Genomic DNA, 14,622 nt, shown 5'->3' with positions numbered 1-14,622 from the left:
TCCCCAGGCCCCTAGCGTCCGGCCGGCAGGTCGAGCACCGAGACCAGGCCGCGGCGCTCGGTCACGGCCAGCGCCGCGTGGATGACTGCGTTGACGGTGGCCGCCTCGCCCGGGATGCCCCCGGGCACCACCGCGCGCAGCGGCGGGTCGGCGTCCAGCTCCACCTCGTCGCGCGGGTGGTCCACGCCGAGGGCGAAGATCAGCTCGAGGCGCACCACCTCGCGCCCCTCGGAGAAGGCGCGCGCCACCTGCTGCATCCCGGCCACCTGGCCCACCTGGACGCCGTGGGCGGCCTCCTCGGCCAGCAGCGGCGAGAGCTCCTCCTCCACCTCGTCCACCTCGAGGCCGCAGCCGGCCGCGGCCAGCGCCGCCGACTCGGCCAGGCCGACGTGGCCCACCTCGCCCCGCTCGTCGGCCAGCTGGAAGGCGGCCTCGCTCAGGCCCACGCCCGCCTTCTTGCGCAGGGCGTCGCGGCGCGAGGCGAGGTCCACCACCCGCAGGCCGCGCACGTGGCGCACCTCGCCCATCACCTGGGCCAGGAAGGCCGGGAGCCGGTCCAGCGCGAAGCCCGGGTTCACGCCGGTGCCCACCACCGCCACGTCGTGCTTCTCGCAGAGCGCGTCGAGCGCCTCGGCGGCGGCCTCGTGGTTGAGCCACGGCCAGGCCAGCTCCTCGCAGGTGGAGACCACCGAGCAGCCCGCGCGGACCGCCTGCTGGATCTGGGGCAGCGCCTTCTCGAAGGAGGAGGTGGTCGCCATGATGGCGACGCCGCCCTTGGCCATCAGGAGCGCGGCGGCGGCGTCCGACCCGACCGAGAGCCCTTTCGCCGGCGCTCCGAGCAGGGCGTCGAGCGGGCGGCCGGCGATCCCGGCGCCGCTGTCCACCGCGCCGACCAGATCGAGGTCAGGGTGGGCGAGGACGCGGCGGGTGATGGCCCGGCCGACCTCGCCGAGCCCCAGGACCACGACAGGAATGCCACCGTCAGCCACGCGCCCTCCGGAGGGGCCTTCGAAAATGCCGATTCTTCCGGGATCTCCGAAGGTTCACGCGCCTTTATAGGTCAGGGCGGAAACCCCCATCAAGAACTCGCGGTGGGACGACCCGGCGGGACCGGAGGCCCCCCCCGGCCGATGCCAGCCGATATCGGATGGCCGTCGTAGCGGCCAACCGACCGACATGTTTGATGTTTATGCCACCTGCGGACCGCGCGTCAGCCCGGGATCAGCGCTTCCAGGTATTTTCGCGTCGCCGGGGTGGACCAGTCGATGTCGCCCACCACCAGCGCCACGATCCGACCATCCCGGTCCACGATGTAGGTCTCCGGGAACTTCACGTCCTCCGGCCGGCACGCCCCTCGACCGCCGCAGTAGTAGCCGCGGGTCACGTCGCCGGCGCCGGGCTCGAGCGCCACGACCACGTCCTTCGGCAGGCCTCGGTACGGCGGCGCCGCGAAGAACTTCGCCACCGCGTCCGGCGCCTCGTCGACCGAGACGGCCACCAGCCGGAACTTGCCCGGGTGGGCGCGCGCCAGGTCCTGGCCCAGCTTCACCATGCTGGGCATCTCCTTGGCGCAGGGCGGGCACCAGGTGGCCCAGAAGTTCACCATCACCACCTGCCCCCTGGCCGCGGCGAGCGAGAAGCGCCCGCCGTCAGCGGTGGGCAGCTCGATGGATGGGGCCAGGACCGGCACCGGCGCGGTGACCAGCTCGTTGTAGGGGATGTCAGGGGGCGGCGGCGGGCCGGCCGGCGCGGGGGCGGCGCGCGGCGCGGCGGCTGGCGTTGGCGGCGCGGAGGCGAGCCGGCGGGAGCGCTCGGTGACGTCCCAGGCCTTCCAGGCCAGGGCGGCGACGAGCGCGGCGGCGGCGAAGGCCGCCAGGGCGAGGAGCGGCCGCGGGCCGCGCCTGGAGGGGTCGGAAGGGGCCATGGCGGCGGGTATAGCGCACCTCCGGCCGGCGTGACGACCTTGCCGCCACCTGCCATCCGCGCCACACTCGGCGGCCGATGCGCGGCCTGATGGGCAGCTTCGCGGTCCTCCCGCTCCCCGACCTGCTCGACCTGCTCGGCCGGCGGCGGCTCGATGGCTCGCTCACCTGCGAGCGCGGCACGGTGCGCAAGACCCTCCACCTCAGCGCTGGCGCCGCGGTGGGCGCCGCCTCCAACGACCCGCGCGAGTACCTCGGGCAGCTCCTCATCAACTTCGGCCACCTCTCCGAGGAGCAGCTCCAGAAGGCCTTCCAGACCCAGGAGGAGACCAAGGTCCGCCTCGGCAAGGTGCTCACCATGGTCGGGCTGGTGACGGCCGAGACGGTCAAGGAGGTCCTGGCCATCAAGATCCGCGAGACCATCCTGGACGTCTTCCTGTGGGACTCGGGGCTGTTCTCCTTCGACGACGGGCAGCACCTCCCGGTGGACGAGCTGGACGCCGTGGTGCCGCTGACCGACGTCCTCCGCGAGGCCGAGTTCCGGACCACCGCCTGGAACGCCTTCCGCGGCGAGTTCCCCACCGGCGCCGCCGCGCTGGTGGTGGAGGAGGCCCGCGTGCCGAAGGCCCTGGGGGCCGACACGCTGGACGGGCGGCTGCTGGCGCTGGCCCGCGAGGGCAAGAGCATCGACGAGATCGGCCTGGCGCTGCACGCCACCGACTTCCACCTCTACCAGCGCCTCTACTCCCTGGCGCGGCAGGGGCTGCTGCGGGCGGCGCCGGCCCGACCCGGCCCGGCGGAGCTCGCCGAGGGGGAGGTGGCCGCGGCGGCCGACCTGCTGGACCAGGCCCGGGACCTGCTGGCGGACGGGCTGACCGGTGACGCCGAGCTCCTGGCGGCGCGGGCGGTGGTGATGTCGCCGGGGTCGGAGCAGGCGCGGGCGGTGCTGGCGGAGGCCGAGGCCCGGCTGCTCGATCGGCTGCGCGCCGAGCTGGTCGACGCGCCGCGGGTGCCGGTGCTGCTGGTGAAGGCCGCCGACATCGCCCAGCTCCGGCTCTCCAGCCCGGACAAGTACCTGCTGAGCCGCTGCGACGGACAGCGAACGGTCCGGCAGATCATGTTGATCGCACCGCTCAAGGAGCTGGAGGTCCTGAAGGCGCTGCGACGCTTCGCCGACGGCGAGGTGGTGCGGCTGCGCGACGCGGCGGGGTGAGGCGGCAGGCCGGGGCCGACGGCGCCCCGGCGGTGGCCAGGGCCCGACCCCGGGTCGGGCCTCAGCGCCCGCGGCGAGCCAGCCGCACCGGCCCGGCCGACCGGGCCACCTGCGCCACCTGGTCGGCGAAGTAGGCGACCAGGGCCTCGCGGGCCACCCACGGGGCTCGCACCCGCCAGAGCGGTCCGTTCACGATCACCGTGGCCACCACCACCCGCGGCTCGTCGGCCGGCGCGAAGCCGACGAACCAGCTGTGATCGCGGAAGGGGGAGCGCTCGTTGAGGGAGCCGGTCTTGCCCGCCACGGCCACGCCTCGCAGCTCGCGGGGCGGCCGGGCGAAGACCCGGGTGGCGGTGCCGCGCCGCACCGTCTCGCGCATCATGGCGGCCAGCTGCTCGGCCACGCGCTCGTCGATGACGCGGATGGGCTCGAGGGAGGGGAGCGCCTCGCCGCCCTCCACCAGCTCGACCAGCCAGGGCGGCACCAGCACCCCCTTGTTGGCCACCACCGCCCCCAGCAGCGCCGCGTGCAGCGCCGAGAGCCGGACGTCCCCGAAGCCGGCGGCGGCGCTGGCGAGGCCGAAGCGGTCGTCCGGGATGGCTGCGCGGGAGGGCTCCACCGGGGTGGCGAAGGGGATGGGCGAGTTGAAGAGGAACCGCGCGGCCTGGCCGCGCAGGCGGTCGGCGCTGAGGCCGCGGTCGGCCAGCTTGGCGAACACCACGTTGGCGGAGTGGCCGAAGGCCGCCGTCAGGGGCAGGCAGGCGCGGTCCCGGCGGGCGTCGTCGGCCAGGAGCTTGGGGGCCAGCCGGTGGCGGCCGCCGTGGTAGCAGACCGGCTCATCCGGCGAGTAGCCCTCCTCCAGCAGCGCCGCGGCCGTGACGATCTTGAAGATGGAGGCCGCCGGGGCCACCGCGCGCAGCGCCAGGCCGTCGGTCCGCTCCGGCTCCGCCCTGGAGTACTCCGCCATCGCCAGGATCCGGCCGGTGCGCGGGTCGAGGAGGACCGTGGCGGCGTAGGGCGAGTTGGAGTCGACCAGCGTCTTCTGGAGGCGCCGCTGGAGGCGCGGGTCGAAGGTGAGGAGCGCCTGCCCGCTGCCGTACGCCGCCACGTAGCGACCCGACTCCGGATCGAGCCGGCGCGGGCCGAGGACCCGGCCCGCCGGATCCTGCGCGCGCGCCAGCCCCGGCGCGGCGAGCGCCAGGGCGACCAGGAGTGCCAGCGTCGGATGGGAGGGGCGGTGCATGCGATGGGCGGAGGCGACGACCGCTGCAGTGTGCACGAAGCACCGCGTCGGATCAAAAAACGGTGTCGCACCCCGTCGCACCCGACCCAGGGTCGCTGGTCGGATCGGAGCGACCGGGCGTCGCGCCCGACCTCCAGGGTCCCCACCGGCCTGGAGATCGGCGGGGCCCGGCGCGGCCGGGGCGGCTCAGATACGCATCACCTCGAGCCGGGCCTCGTCGGCCAGCGGCGCCACGCTGAGCAGCTCGACCGCGCCGTCGGCGTCGCGCCACTCGATCTCCACCGCGGCCTCGTCCTTCCCCTTGCCGTAGCGGGCGACGATGGCGGCGGCGAGCTGGCGCTCCTCCCAGGTGGGCGTGCCGTCGACCAGGCCGACCGGCCCGGTGTGCCGGGTCGCCATGAGCCGATCGTACCCGTCGGCGTAGGTCTGCAGCGTGCCGTTCTCCACCTCCGTGCGCCCCACCATCAGCTTGGTGGTCGGCGAGAGCCGGAAGTGGCGGCCGGTGGTGAGCAGCACCACGTCGTGCTGGTCGATGGTCCGCGGCTCGCCGGCCACCTCGCGCTGCCCGAGGATGTCGAAGAACTTCTTCGAGAAGGACTCGTCGGTCAGGAAGCAGCAGCCGCCGGCCGGCTGGGGCCACTCCACCAGCCCCATCTCCCGGGCCATCGCGATCTGGCGGGTCCGGCCCCTCCCGCTGAGGTCGCCCAGCCGGGACCGGTCGAGGATCCCCTCCTGCTCCGGGATGGACGGCGGCAGGAGCCTGGCCGAGAGCGGCCGCACCAGCCTGCCCTTCAGCCCCGCCTCGCGCTCGATGACCCACAGGGTGTCGCGCCGCTGGCTCTTGGGGCGCTGCCCCAGCACCTCGCCGGTGAAGATGAAGTCGGCCCCCTCGGCCTCCATGATCTCCTTGGCCTTCCTCATCATGAAGATGCGGCAGTCGACGCACGGGTTGGCGTTGGCGCCGTACCCGTAGCGCGGCTCGAGGAGCATCTTCATGTAGGCGTCGCCCGAGATGTCGACGTACTCGATGTCCACGTCGAGGTCCGCCGCGGCCTTCAGGACCTCGTTCTCCGGCACCGTGCCGTCCTGCCGCCCGCCCTTGCGCCGCTGGGTCTCGGTGATGCAGAAGCCGGTGTAGAAGTTGATGGCCTTCACCGCCACGCCCTGGGCGCGGATCATGGCCACCGCCAGCGTCGAGTCGAGCCCGCCGGAGATCATCGCGATCGCCTTGCCCTGCTTCGCCATCAGCCCCGCCCTCGCTTGCGCACGTAGCTCTTCCAGCTCGGCCCGTCGCGGAAGGTCGCGAGGTGCTCGTGGCGCGTGGCGCGGCACCACAGGGGCATGTCGGTGGCGATGCCCGGATCGGTGGCGATCACCAGCAGCACGGCGCCCACCTCGAGCCCCCGCACCGCCGCCGCCGTCCTGACGATCGGGATGGGGCAGAGGAGCCCCGAGGTGTCGAGGGTGAGCGCGGGCGCGGGGAGCGGGGACGGCTGAAGCACGGCGCCCCCATAGCGGCTCCCCGGTGTGGGGGCAACCCGCGGGCGTCGCGGGCGCCGCCTTGCCCCCTCCGAGGGTGCAAGGGTAGTCTCCTCCCCCCGTGCGCACCCTCGCCCTCATCGCAGCGGGCGCGCTGGCCTTGGCCCTGCCCTCCCGGGCCCCCGCCCAGCTCGCCCCCTCCGGCGCCCCCTCGGGCGTCCCCACCGGCCTGGCCCTGGCGGGATCGCTCGCAGGCGGCGTGGAGGCCGGGCTCTCGACCGGCAGCGCCGGCGTGCTGGAGCTCGAGCTGCTGGCCGGCTGGGAGATCCCGTCCTCGGCCGCCCAGACCGGCCTCACCATCCGCCCCGAGCTGGCCTTCGGCCTGGGCCTCGCCCCGGACCTGCACGTGGCGCTGCGGCCTGGCGTCCGCGTCTCCGTCCCAGGCACGCCGCTCTGGCTCCGCGTCGCCGGCGACTGGGCCAACGCCCGCGGCCGGGAGCCGCACTGGCGCTGGCTCCTGCTGGGCGTCGCCTGGGAGACCCGCCTCACCAGCGTGCTCGGCCTCTCCATCGAGGCCGACACCGGCCTGCCGCTCGGCGACTCGACCGGCCTGCCGCTGCTCCTGCGCGCCGCCGCCACCTTCCGTCCCTGAGCCACCCCCCTGGCGGACGGCCCCGCGCCGCCCCGCCGCCGCGAACACGCCGTCGAAGGAGGAGTCGTCATGAAGCAGGTCAGCTGGATCCTGGCGCTGGTGGTGGGCATCGCGGTCGGCTACTTCGCACGCGGCGCGCTGGTGGGCGGCGGACAGCCGGCCCGCCCGGGCGCCGCGCTCGCCGCGGCGGGAGCGCCCGCCGCGCCCCGCCCGGCCCGCCCCCAGGAGGATCCCAAGGCCGTCTACCGGATCCCGCTGGACGACTCGCCCGTCAAGGGCCCGGCCGACGCGCTGGTCACCGTGGTGGAGTCCTCGGACTTCGAGTGCCCCTTCTGCAAGCGGGTGGGCCCCACGCTCAAGCAGCTGGAGCAGGCCTACCCGGGCAAGCTGCGCTTCGCCTTCAAGCACAACCCGCTGGCCTTCCACCAGAGCGCGCTGCCGGCGGCGCTGGCGACCGAGGAGGCGCGCGTGCAGAAGGGCGACGCCGGCTTCTGGGCCATGCACGACGCCCTCTTCGACTCGGCCCCGGCCCTCGACGCCGCGGCGCTGGAGCGGGCCGCCGCGCAGGTGGGGCTGGACCTGCCCCGCTTCCGGGCCGCGCTGGCGCAGAAGACCCATGAGCCGCGCATCCGCCGCGACCAGGCGCTGGTCACCTCGGTGGGCGCCACCGGCACCCCGGCCTTCTTCGTCAACGGCCGCAAGCTCTCGGGCGCCCAGCCCTTCGAGAGCTTCCGCGCCCTGGTGGAGGAGGAGCTCAAGAAGGCCGAGGCGCTGGTGGCCTCCGGCACGCCGGCGTCCCGCGTCTACGCCGCGCTCATCGAGAAGGGCGCCGCGGCCCCGGTGATGGTGGCCGGCGCCGCCCCGGCCCAGCCCGCCGCCGCCCCGCCCGCGCCCGCCACCGTCTACAAGAAGGTGCCGCTGCGGCCCGACGACCCGTCGCGCGGCCCGGCCGACGCCGCGCTCACGGTGGTGGTCTTCTCCGACTTCCAGTGCCCCTTCTGCTCGCGCGTCGAGCCCACCCTCAAGGAGCTGGAGCAGGCCTTCCCCGGCCAGGTCCGGGTGGTCTGGAAGCACCAGCCGCTCGGCTTCCACCCCAACGCCCGCCCGGCCGCCCTGGCCGCCGAGGCGGCCCGCGAGCAGGGCAAGTTCTGGCCCATGCACGACAAGATGTTCGCGGCGCAGCAGGAGCTCTCGCCGGCCGCCTACGAGCGCTGGGCCCGGGAGATCGGCCTCGACCTGCCCCGCTTCAAGGCCTCCGTGGCGGCCAGCCGGGGTGAGCCGCGCGTCGCCGAGGACCAGGCGCTGGCCCAGCAGGTGGGCGCCAACGGCACCCCCACCATGTTCTTCAACTGCCGCCAGGTGGTGGGCGCGCTGCCCATCGCCATGATGCGCCCGGTGGCCGAGGAGGAGCTCAAGAAGGTCGAGGCGCTCCTCGCCAAGGGGGCCAGGCGTGGCCCCGCCCTCCACGGGCTGGCCTGCGACGCCAACCTGGCCGCCGCCCCCGCCGCCCCGGCCCCGGCCGCCGCGGTCGAGGCGCCCGCCCCGGGCGCGCCGGCCAAGGTCGACCTGCGGCCCGACGACCCGGTCAAGGGCAACCCCAGGGCCCCGGTCACGGTGGTGGTCTTCTCCGACTTCCAGTGCCCCTTCTGCTCGCGCGTCGAGCCGACGCTCAAGCAGGTGGAGGCGGCCTACGGCGACAAGGTCCGCATCGCCTGGAAGCACAAGCCGCTGCCCTTCCACCCGCACGCGTTGCCGGCGGCCGAGGCGGCCGAGGCGGCCCGCGAGCAGGGCAAGTTCTGGCCCATGCACGACAAGATGTTCGCGGCGCAGCAGGAGCTCTCGCCGGCCGCCTACGAGCGCTGGGCCCGGGAGATCGGCCTCGACCTCCCCCGCTTCAAGGCCTCGCTGGCCTCGGGCCGCAACAAGGCCCGCATCCAGGAGGACGACGCGCAGGCCTCCCGGCTGGGCATCGACGGCACCCCCACCATGGTGGTGAACGGGGAGAAGGTGGTGGGGGCGGTGCCCTTCGAGAACCTGAAGCAGGTCATCGACCGCCAGCTGGCCGCGGCCAAGCGCTAGGGCTGGCCGCCCTTGAGCCAGCGCTGCCCCAGGGCGGCGGCCAGGGCCACCGGGCCGCCGGCCGGGGCGCACAGCTCCCACACGGTCACGCCGCCCAGCCCCTTGAAGGCGGCCTGGCCGACGCGGCGGAAGAGCTCGGCCACCCGGCCGTCGGGGTGGAAGCAGACCACCAGCGACTGCGCCTCGCGGCCGAACCAGAAGAAGGCCCGCAGCGGCTCCGGCACGTCCTCCGGCAGCAGCTCGACGCGCCGCACCAGCCGCTGGTCGGCCACCTCGGCCAGGAAGGCCTCCAGGGCCTCCTCCGAGAGGGCCGCCCCGCTGTTGTAGATGTCGCCGGGCCGCTCGCCCGGGGACCGCGTGGCCGCCTCCAGCGCCTCGCGCACCGGCCCGGCCAGCGCCCGCATGGCGCCCGCCAGGTCGCCGGCGCGCGCCGCCTCCAGCGCCCGGGCCTCGGCGTCGGCCCCCACCGGCAGCTGCAGCGGCTGGCCGATGAAGACGCTCCAGGCGTGCTGCAGGTGCGGGCTGAGGCGGGCGGTCCGCTCGGCCGCCAGCTCGGCGTCGGCGCGGAAGCGGGCCGGGGCGGCGCGCGCCGTGCCGCGGGCCGACTCGTTGATCTTGTCGGCGATGGCCACCCGGTTCTGCCCGAAGACCTCGTCCTCGATGGCCACCACCAGCGGGGCCGCGCCGAAGCTGATGAAGACGCCGGCCTCCAGCCCCTCGCCGCGGGCCCGCGCCAGCGCCCGCTCGCGCGCCTCCACCGCGCCGGCCTGCTGCGCCACCACCCGCGCCACCCGGGCGCGCAGCGCCGTCGCCCGCTGCGCCGACGCGGCGGTCGCCGGCCCGGCGGCGGCCGCCTCCGCCTCCAGCAGCGCCGCCTCGGCGGCCAGGCGGTCCTGCCCGGCCGCCTCCACCGCCGCGTCGTGCTCCTGGGCCATGGCCGCCAGCTGCCGCTGCACCACCTCGCCCGACACCTCGCGCCCCAGCCGCGTGGCGTAGGCGGCGAAGGCCCGCCGGATGTCCTGGGCCAGCTCCACCATGGCCTCGATGCGGCCGGAGAAGCTGATGGCGTCGCCCAGCAGGTTGTTGAGCTGCACGCCCCCGCGGTCGGCCAGGTGGCGCATCCCGCTGAAGTGCTCCTTGGCCGCCACCAGGATGGGCAGGTAGAACTCGCGCCGCAGGAACTCGGCCATGGAGGCCTGCCCCAGCAGCGCGGTGCGCCGGGTGAAGTCCTTCACGTCGGCGAAGAGGTGGGCCACCGGCCGCTCCTCGGCGGTGCGCAGCAGCGGCCCGGGGCGCGCCGAGAGGCGGTACAGCCGCCCCGCCTCGTACTCCGCGTCGGCGCCGCCCTCGGCCTCGCGGCCGGTGCGGAAGCTCAGGGCGCGCCGGGCGGGCTGGGCCAGCCGCTCCAGGGCCAGGTCGGCGCACAGCCCCAGGGCGGCCTGCGCGTAGTCGGCCCGGGCCCGCTCGCGCGCCAGCCCGAAGACCGCCGCCGGCTCGCGCGGTCGCCAGTCGCGCAGCGCCCGCGCGGCCCGCTCGAGCTGCGCCCCGGGCTCGCCCGCGGGCATGGCCTGCGCCAGCAGCCTGGAGAGGGCCTGGCGCGGCGCCACGTCGGCGGCCCCGGCCCCCAGCGCCCCGGGCGCGCAGAGCAGCTCGCGCAGCGGCGCCACCCGCGCCTCCTGCCCCTGCCCCTCGGCCAGCAGCACCGCGGCCACGACGGCATCGCGCAGCCGCGCCACCGCCACCGCCTGCTCGGCCCGCCCGGCCAGCGCCTCGTCGGCCGCCAGGGCCGCCGCCAGCTCGGCCCGCAGCGGACCCTCCTCGGCGCCGCCCAGCAGCCGCGCCACCAGGTCGTCGGCCCGCGGCACCCCGGCCAGCAGCTCCAGCCCGTAGAGCGTGGAGCCGTTGCCGGCCGCGGCCTGGCGCCCGCCCAGCAGCGCCGCCGGGGAGAGCGCCACCTCGGCCTTCAGCAGCAGCGGGTCGTCGGCGGCGCGGCCGGCGTCGCGGAAGGCGCGCGTCAGCCCGGTGCGGCCCGCCACCCAGAGCGCGGTCATGGCGGCGGCGCGCAGGTAGCGGTCGGCGGAGGTGGGCGGCAGGGCGGCGCTGACGACGCCCTCGGCGGCCGCGGTCTCGGCCGCCAGGGCCAGCGCCACGATGAGCGGGGTCTCCTCGCCGCGGGCCGCCGGCGCCTCCTCCAGCGCCCGGCGGGTCAGCTCGATCCAGAGCCCCACCAGCGAGCGGCCCTTGCCGCCCTTGCCGAGCCAGGCGCCGGCCAGCCCGCCGGGCAGCGCCGGGTGGCAGGCGAAGCACAGCCCGGCGGCGGCGCGCAGGTCGGGGCCGCCGGCCGCCGGGGCCAGGGTGGGCGGCACCACCGGCAGGGCGGCGGCGTCCTCCCGCAGCAGCAGGCGGTCGAGCTCGTCCGGCGGGACCAGCCGCTTGTGGTGGGTGGCCAGCAGGAGCGCCACCTCGGCGGCGGCGCCGCGCACGATGGCGCGGGCGTCGGCGGCCAGCTCCACCGGCACGGCCAGGTCGGCCAGCGAGGTGCCCAGCGAGAAGCGCAGCCGGCCGGGCTCGAACCGCAGGAAGGCCTGCGGGTCGTGGCGGGCGGCCGCCATCAGCGCGAGGCGGCGGGCGGCGACCGGGGAGGACACGGGCGGTCTTTACCCCACGGGGCCGGGTGCCACAATCGGACACGCCGCGCCCGGCCTGCTAGCGTCGGACCCGATGCCCCACCGCGCCGACAGCGACACCGACCTGGCGCCCGCCGCGGGCGCGCCGCCGGAGCGGCCGGCGCTCCGGGTGGTGGCCTTCGGCGTCCTCTACTTCGCCCTGTGCCGCCTGGGCGACGAGCTGACCGCCACCCAGGGCGATTTCGCCACCTTCTGGCCGGCCAGCGGCCTGCTCCTGGCGGTGCTGCTGCTGTCGCCTGGCCCGCGGTGGCGCTGGTACCTCGCCGCCGTGCTGGCCGCCGAGGTGGTGGCCGGCGCGGTCGTCGACCGGAGGCCCCACCTGGCCGTCGCCTTCGGGCTGGCCGACGTGGTGGAGGGGGTGGTGGGCGCCGCCCTGGTGCGCCGGGTGGCCGGGGGCCGGGCGCTGGTGCGCCGGCCGCTGCGCGACACGCTGGCGCTGGTGGTGCTGGGGTCGGGGCTGGGCGCCGCGCTGAGCTCCCTCCTGGGGACCGCGGCGCTCCTGCTGACCTACGGCTCGCCCAAGGTGGCCTTCGCCACCAACTGGGTGCAGTGGTGGGCCGGCAACGCCCTGGGCGTCCTGGTGCTGGCGCCCGCCATCCTGGCCTGGAACGCGCCGAGCCGGCTCTGGCTCCCCTGGACGGCGCGCCGGGTGGCCGAGGCCGCCCTGCTGGTCCTGGGCGGCGGGCTGGCGGCCTACGCGGTCTTCGGCACCGGCCACTCGCTGCACCTGGAGCGCGGCTACCTGCTCCTGCCGGTGCTGGGGTGGGCCGCCATCCGCTTCGGCCTGCGCGGGGCCTCGCTGCTGGGGGCGGCGGTGGCCTTCCTCTCGGCCTGGAGCACCGCCAGCGGCCTCGAGCTGGTCGGCCCGCCGCAGGGGCCGCTGGCCACCCGCTACGAGGTGCAGCTCCTCCTCGGCGTCAGCCTCACGGCCGCGCTGCTCTTCGCGGCGGCGCTGGAGGAGCGCGAGCGGGCCGACGCCGCCCGGCGCCAGACCGAGGCGCTGGTGGACGCCTTCCTGGTGCACAGCCCGGCCGCCCTCTTCCTCCTCGACGCCCGGCAGCGCCTCCGCGCCGCCAGCCGCTCCTTCGAGCGCATGATGGGGCGCCCCGGCCCCGACCTCCTCGGCGAGACGCCCACGCAGGCCCTGCCCGGCGCCGCGGGCCAGGCCGCCACCGCCGAGAACGACCACATCCTGGCCACCGGCGAGAGCATGCGGGGCGACCTGCGCCGGGCCGGCCGGACCCACGACGTGGTGAAGTTCCGCATCCCACGCCCGGGGCGGCAGCCGCTGGTGGGCGGCGTGGCCGTGGACGTGACCGAGCAGCGCCTGGCCACCCGCTCGCTGCGGCTGGCCCAGGTGGCGCTGGACCGGAACTTCACGGCGGTCCTCTTCATCGAGCCGAGCGGGCTCGTCACCTACGCCAACGAGGCGGCGGGCCGCCTGCTGGAGCGGACCACCGCCGAGCTGCTGGGCCACTCGCTGTGGGAGCTGGACGGCGCCTTCGAGGAGGCCGGCTGGGGCGGGGCCTGGGCCCGGCTGCGGGCGGAGGGCGCCCTGGTGCTCGACGGGCGGCTGGCGCGCCCGGACGGGCGGCGGGTGGAGGCCGAGGTCGGGCTCACCCTGGTGGCCCACGACGGGCTGGAGGTGGGCGTCTACGCCGCGCGCGACCTGACCGAGCGGCGCCGCGCCGAGACCGCCCAGCGGCTGGCCTCGGTGGGCACGCTGGCGGCCGGGATGGCCCACGAGATCAACAACCCGCTCACCTTCGTGGCCGCCAACCTGGCCTTCGCCCTCGACCGGGTGGGGCCGCTGCGCGGTGACCCGCGCGCCGAGGAGGTGGCCAGGGCCCTGGAGGACGCCGAGGAGGGGACCCGCCGGGTGGCGCGCGTGGTGCGGGACCTGAAGGCCGTCTCGCGCGTGGAGGTCGAGGAGCGCCGCCCGGTGGACGTCCTGGCCGAGGTGGAGACGGCCCTCAAGCTGGCGCAGCACGAGCTGCGCCACCGCGCCGCGCTGGTGGTGGCGCTCGGGCCGGTGCCGGCGGTGCGGGCGCCGGAGTTCCAGCTCGGCCAGGTCTTCCTCAACCTGCTGGTCAACGCCGGACAGGCGGTGGGCGACGCCGGCGCCGACCGCCACACGGTGCGCGTCACCAGCCGGACGGCGCCCGACGGCTGGGCGGTGGTGGAGGTGGCCGACGACGGCCCGGGCATCCCGGAGGCCGCGCGGGCGCGCATCTTCGAGCCCTTCTTCACCACCAAGCCGGTCGGCGCCGGCACCGGCCTGGGGCTCTCGGTGTGCCACGGCATCGTCACCGCGCTGGGCGGGCGCATCGAGGTGGAGAGCGTGGAGGGCCAGGGCGCGCGCTTCAGCGTGCACCTGCCCCCGGCCGAGGGGCTGGAGGCGCCTCCGGCAGCCGCCCCGGACCCAGGTCCTGCCCCTGCCCCTGCCCCTGCGCCCGGGCCGGCCCGCGCCCGCCTGCTGGTGATCGACGACGAGCCGCTGATCGGCTCCACCATCCGCCGGCTGCTCTCGGCCCACGAGGTGGTGGCGCTGTCCGACCCGCGCCAGGCGCTGGCCCGGCTGCAGGCCGGCGAGGCCTTCGACCTGGTGCTGTGCGACCTGATGATGCCGCAGCTCTCCGGCATGGAGCTGTGGGAGGCCCTGTCGCTGGCGCGGCCGGCGCTGGCCCGCCGGGTGGTCTTCATGACCGGCGGGGCCTTCACCGATCGGGCCCGGGAGTTCCTGGCGCAGGTCGGCCAGCCCCAGCTCGGCAAGCCCTTCCAGCCCCAGGACCTGCGCGAGGCGGTGCGCGGCTGGCTGGCCACCCCAGGCGCCCTTGCGGGGCCGGGGCCGCCCGGGTAAGAAAGGAGTCCCCATGCGCCGGACCTTCTTCAAGTCCAAGATCCACCGGGCCACGGTGACGCACGCCGACCTCGACTACGAGGGCTCGGTGTCCATCGACGAGGACCTCCTCGAGGCCGCCGGCATCTGGGAGTACGAGGCGGTCCACGTCTGGAACATCACCCGCGGGACCCGCCTGCAGACCTACGCCATCAAGGGGCAGCGCGGCAGCGGCGTCATCTGCATCAACGGGGCGGCCGCCCACCTCAACAAGCCGGGCGACCTGGTGATCCTGGCCACCTTCGCCGAGCTGGAGGAGGCGGAGGCCCAGGGCTTCAAGCCCACCGTGGTGCTGGTGGACCGGCAGAACCGGATCGTGTCGCGCGACGTGGTGGAGATCGCAGGGCCTGCACGCCGGGTGACGGCGTGACGGTGTTTCTTTGGCGCTGACGTGCGCCCCCAGCCTGACCTCCCGACCTTCCTGAAGCTCTGCCGTCCCGGCCGCGCC

Annotated in this window: 11 protein-coding genes; 5 read left to right on the top strand and 6 right to left on the bottom strand. The window is 76.1% G+C overall.

Translation table 11 applies throughout. The features are described 5' to 3' along the window. Positions 1 to 11 precede the first annotated feature (11 nt). Together IPO09_02795 and IPO09_02790 are read right to left on the bottom strand one after the other, a co-directional pair. Positions 12 to 989: a dihydrodipicolinate reductase gene (locus IPO09_02795; GenBank protein ID MBK9516279.1), complete on the bottom strand. Its 978-nt coding sequence runs from the start codon at positions 987 to 989 to the stop codon at positions 12 to 14. 221 nt (positions 990 to 1,210) lie between these two features. Continuing rightward, complete coding sequence (locus IPO09_02790; protein ID MBK9516278.1) at positions 1,211 to 1,720, bottom strand: TlpA family protein disulfide reductase; 510 nt, start codon at positions 1,718 to 1,720, stop codon at positions 1,211 to 1,213. A 293-nt stretch (positions 1,721 to 2,013) separates the two neighbouring features. Here IPO09_02790 and IPO09_02785 point away from each other — a divergent pair, with 293 nt between their 5' ends. Continuing rightward, positions 2,014 to 3,135 (top strand): DUF4388 domain-containing protein, encoded by a 1,122-nt coding sequence (locus tag IPO09_02785; protein ID MBK9516277.1) that lies wholly within the window; start codon positions 2,014 to 2,016, stop codon positions 3,133 to 3,135. 61 nt (positions 3,136 to 3,196) lie between these two features. Here IPO09_02785 and IPO09_02780 read toward each other — a convergent pair whose 3' ends face one another. The 3 genes from IPO09_02780 to IPO09_02770 form a co-directional block, all read right to left on the bottom strand. Next, the gene (locus IPO09_02780) at positions 3,197 to 4,378 is read right to left on the bottom strand and encodes a penicillin-binding protein (protein MBK9516276.1); all 1,182 of its coding nucleotides are present in this window, start codon (positions 4,376 to 4,378) and stop codon (positions 3,197 to 3,199) included. Positions 4,379 to 4,564: 186 nt separating this feature from the next. Continuing rightward, on the bottom strand, positions 4,565 to 5,623 hold the full coding sequence (locus IPO09_02775; GenBank protein ID MBK9516275.1) for a thiamine biosynthesis protein: 1,059 nt from the start codon (positions 5,621 to 5,623) through the stop codon (positions 4,565 to 4,567). Next, on the bottom strand, positions 5,623 to 5,880 hold the full coding sequence (locus tag IPO09_02770; protein ID MBK9516274.1) for a sulfurtransferase TusA family protein: 258 nt from the start codon (positions 5,878 to 5,880) through the stop codon (positions 5,623 to 5,625). Before IPO09_02770 ends, IPO09_02775 begins: the two co-directional genes overlap by 1 nt. Before the next feature lie 98 nt (positions 5,881 to 5,978). Between IPO09_02770 and IPO09_02765 the strand changes: the two genes are divergently transcribed. Both IPO09_02765 and IPO09_02760 read left to right on the top strand, forming a co-directional pair. After that, the gene (locus tag IPO09_02765; protein ID MBK9516273.1) at positions 5,979 to 6,509 is read left to right on the top strand and encodes a hypothetical protein; all 531 of its coding nucleotides are present in this window, start codon (positions 5,979 to 5,981) and stop codon (positions 6,507 to 6,509) included. A gap of 69 nt (positions 6,510 to 6,578) precedes the next feature. Continuing rightward, positions 6,579 to 8,588: a thioredoxin domain-containing protein gene (locus tag IPO09_02760; GenBank protein ID MBK9516272.1), complete on the top strand. Its 2,010-nt coding sequence runs from the start codon at positions 6,579 to 6,581 to the stop codon at positions 8,586 to 8,588. On the opposite strand, the gene IPO09_02755 is transcribed toward IPO09_02760, so the two are convergent. After that, positions 8,585 to 11,236, bottom strand: a complete 2,652-nt coding sequence (locus tag IPO09_02755) for a hypothetical protein (protein MBK9516271.1) — start codon at positions 11,234 to 11,236, stop codon at positions 8,585 to 8,587. The two genes, IPO09_02760 and IPO09_02755, sit on opposite strands and share 4 nt — an antisense overlap. Positions 11,237 to 11,309: 73 nt before the next feature. Here IPO09_02755 and IPO09_02750 point away from each other — a divergent pair, with 73 nt between their 5' ends. Both IPO09_02750 and IPO09_02745 read left to right on the top strand, forming a co-directional pair. Continuing rightward, on the top strand, positions 11,310 to 14,135 hold the full coding sequence (locus IPO09_02750; protein MBK9516270.1) for an MASE1 domain-containing protein: 2,826 nt from the start codon (positions 11,310 to 11,312) through the stop codon (positions 14,133 to 14,135). Between the two features lie 13 nt (positions 14,136 to 14,148). After that, positions 14,149 to 14,544 carry an aspartate 1-decarboxylase gene (locus IPO09_02745; GenBank protein MBK9516269.1) on the top strand — a complete coding sequence of 132 codons (396 nt, stop codon included), beginning with the start codon at positions 14,149 to 14,151 and terminating at the stop codon, positions 14,542 to 14,544. Positions 14,545 to 14,622: the final 78 nt, after the last annotated feature.

Origin of the sequence: Anaeromyxobacter sp. (assembly GCA_016718565.1) — a bacterium.
In the GTDB taxonomy this organism is placed as follows: Bacteria; Myxococcota; Myxococcia; order Myxococcales; family Anaeromyxobacteraceae; genus JADKCZ01.
This window is presented reverse-complemented; position numbering and strand designations above follow the sequence as displayed.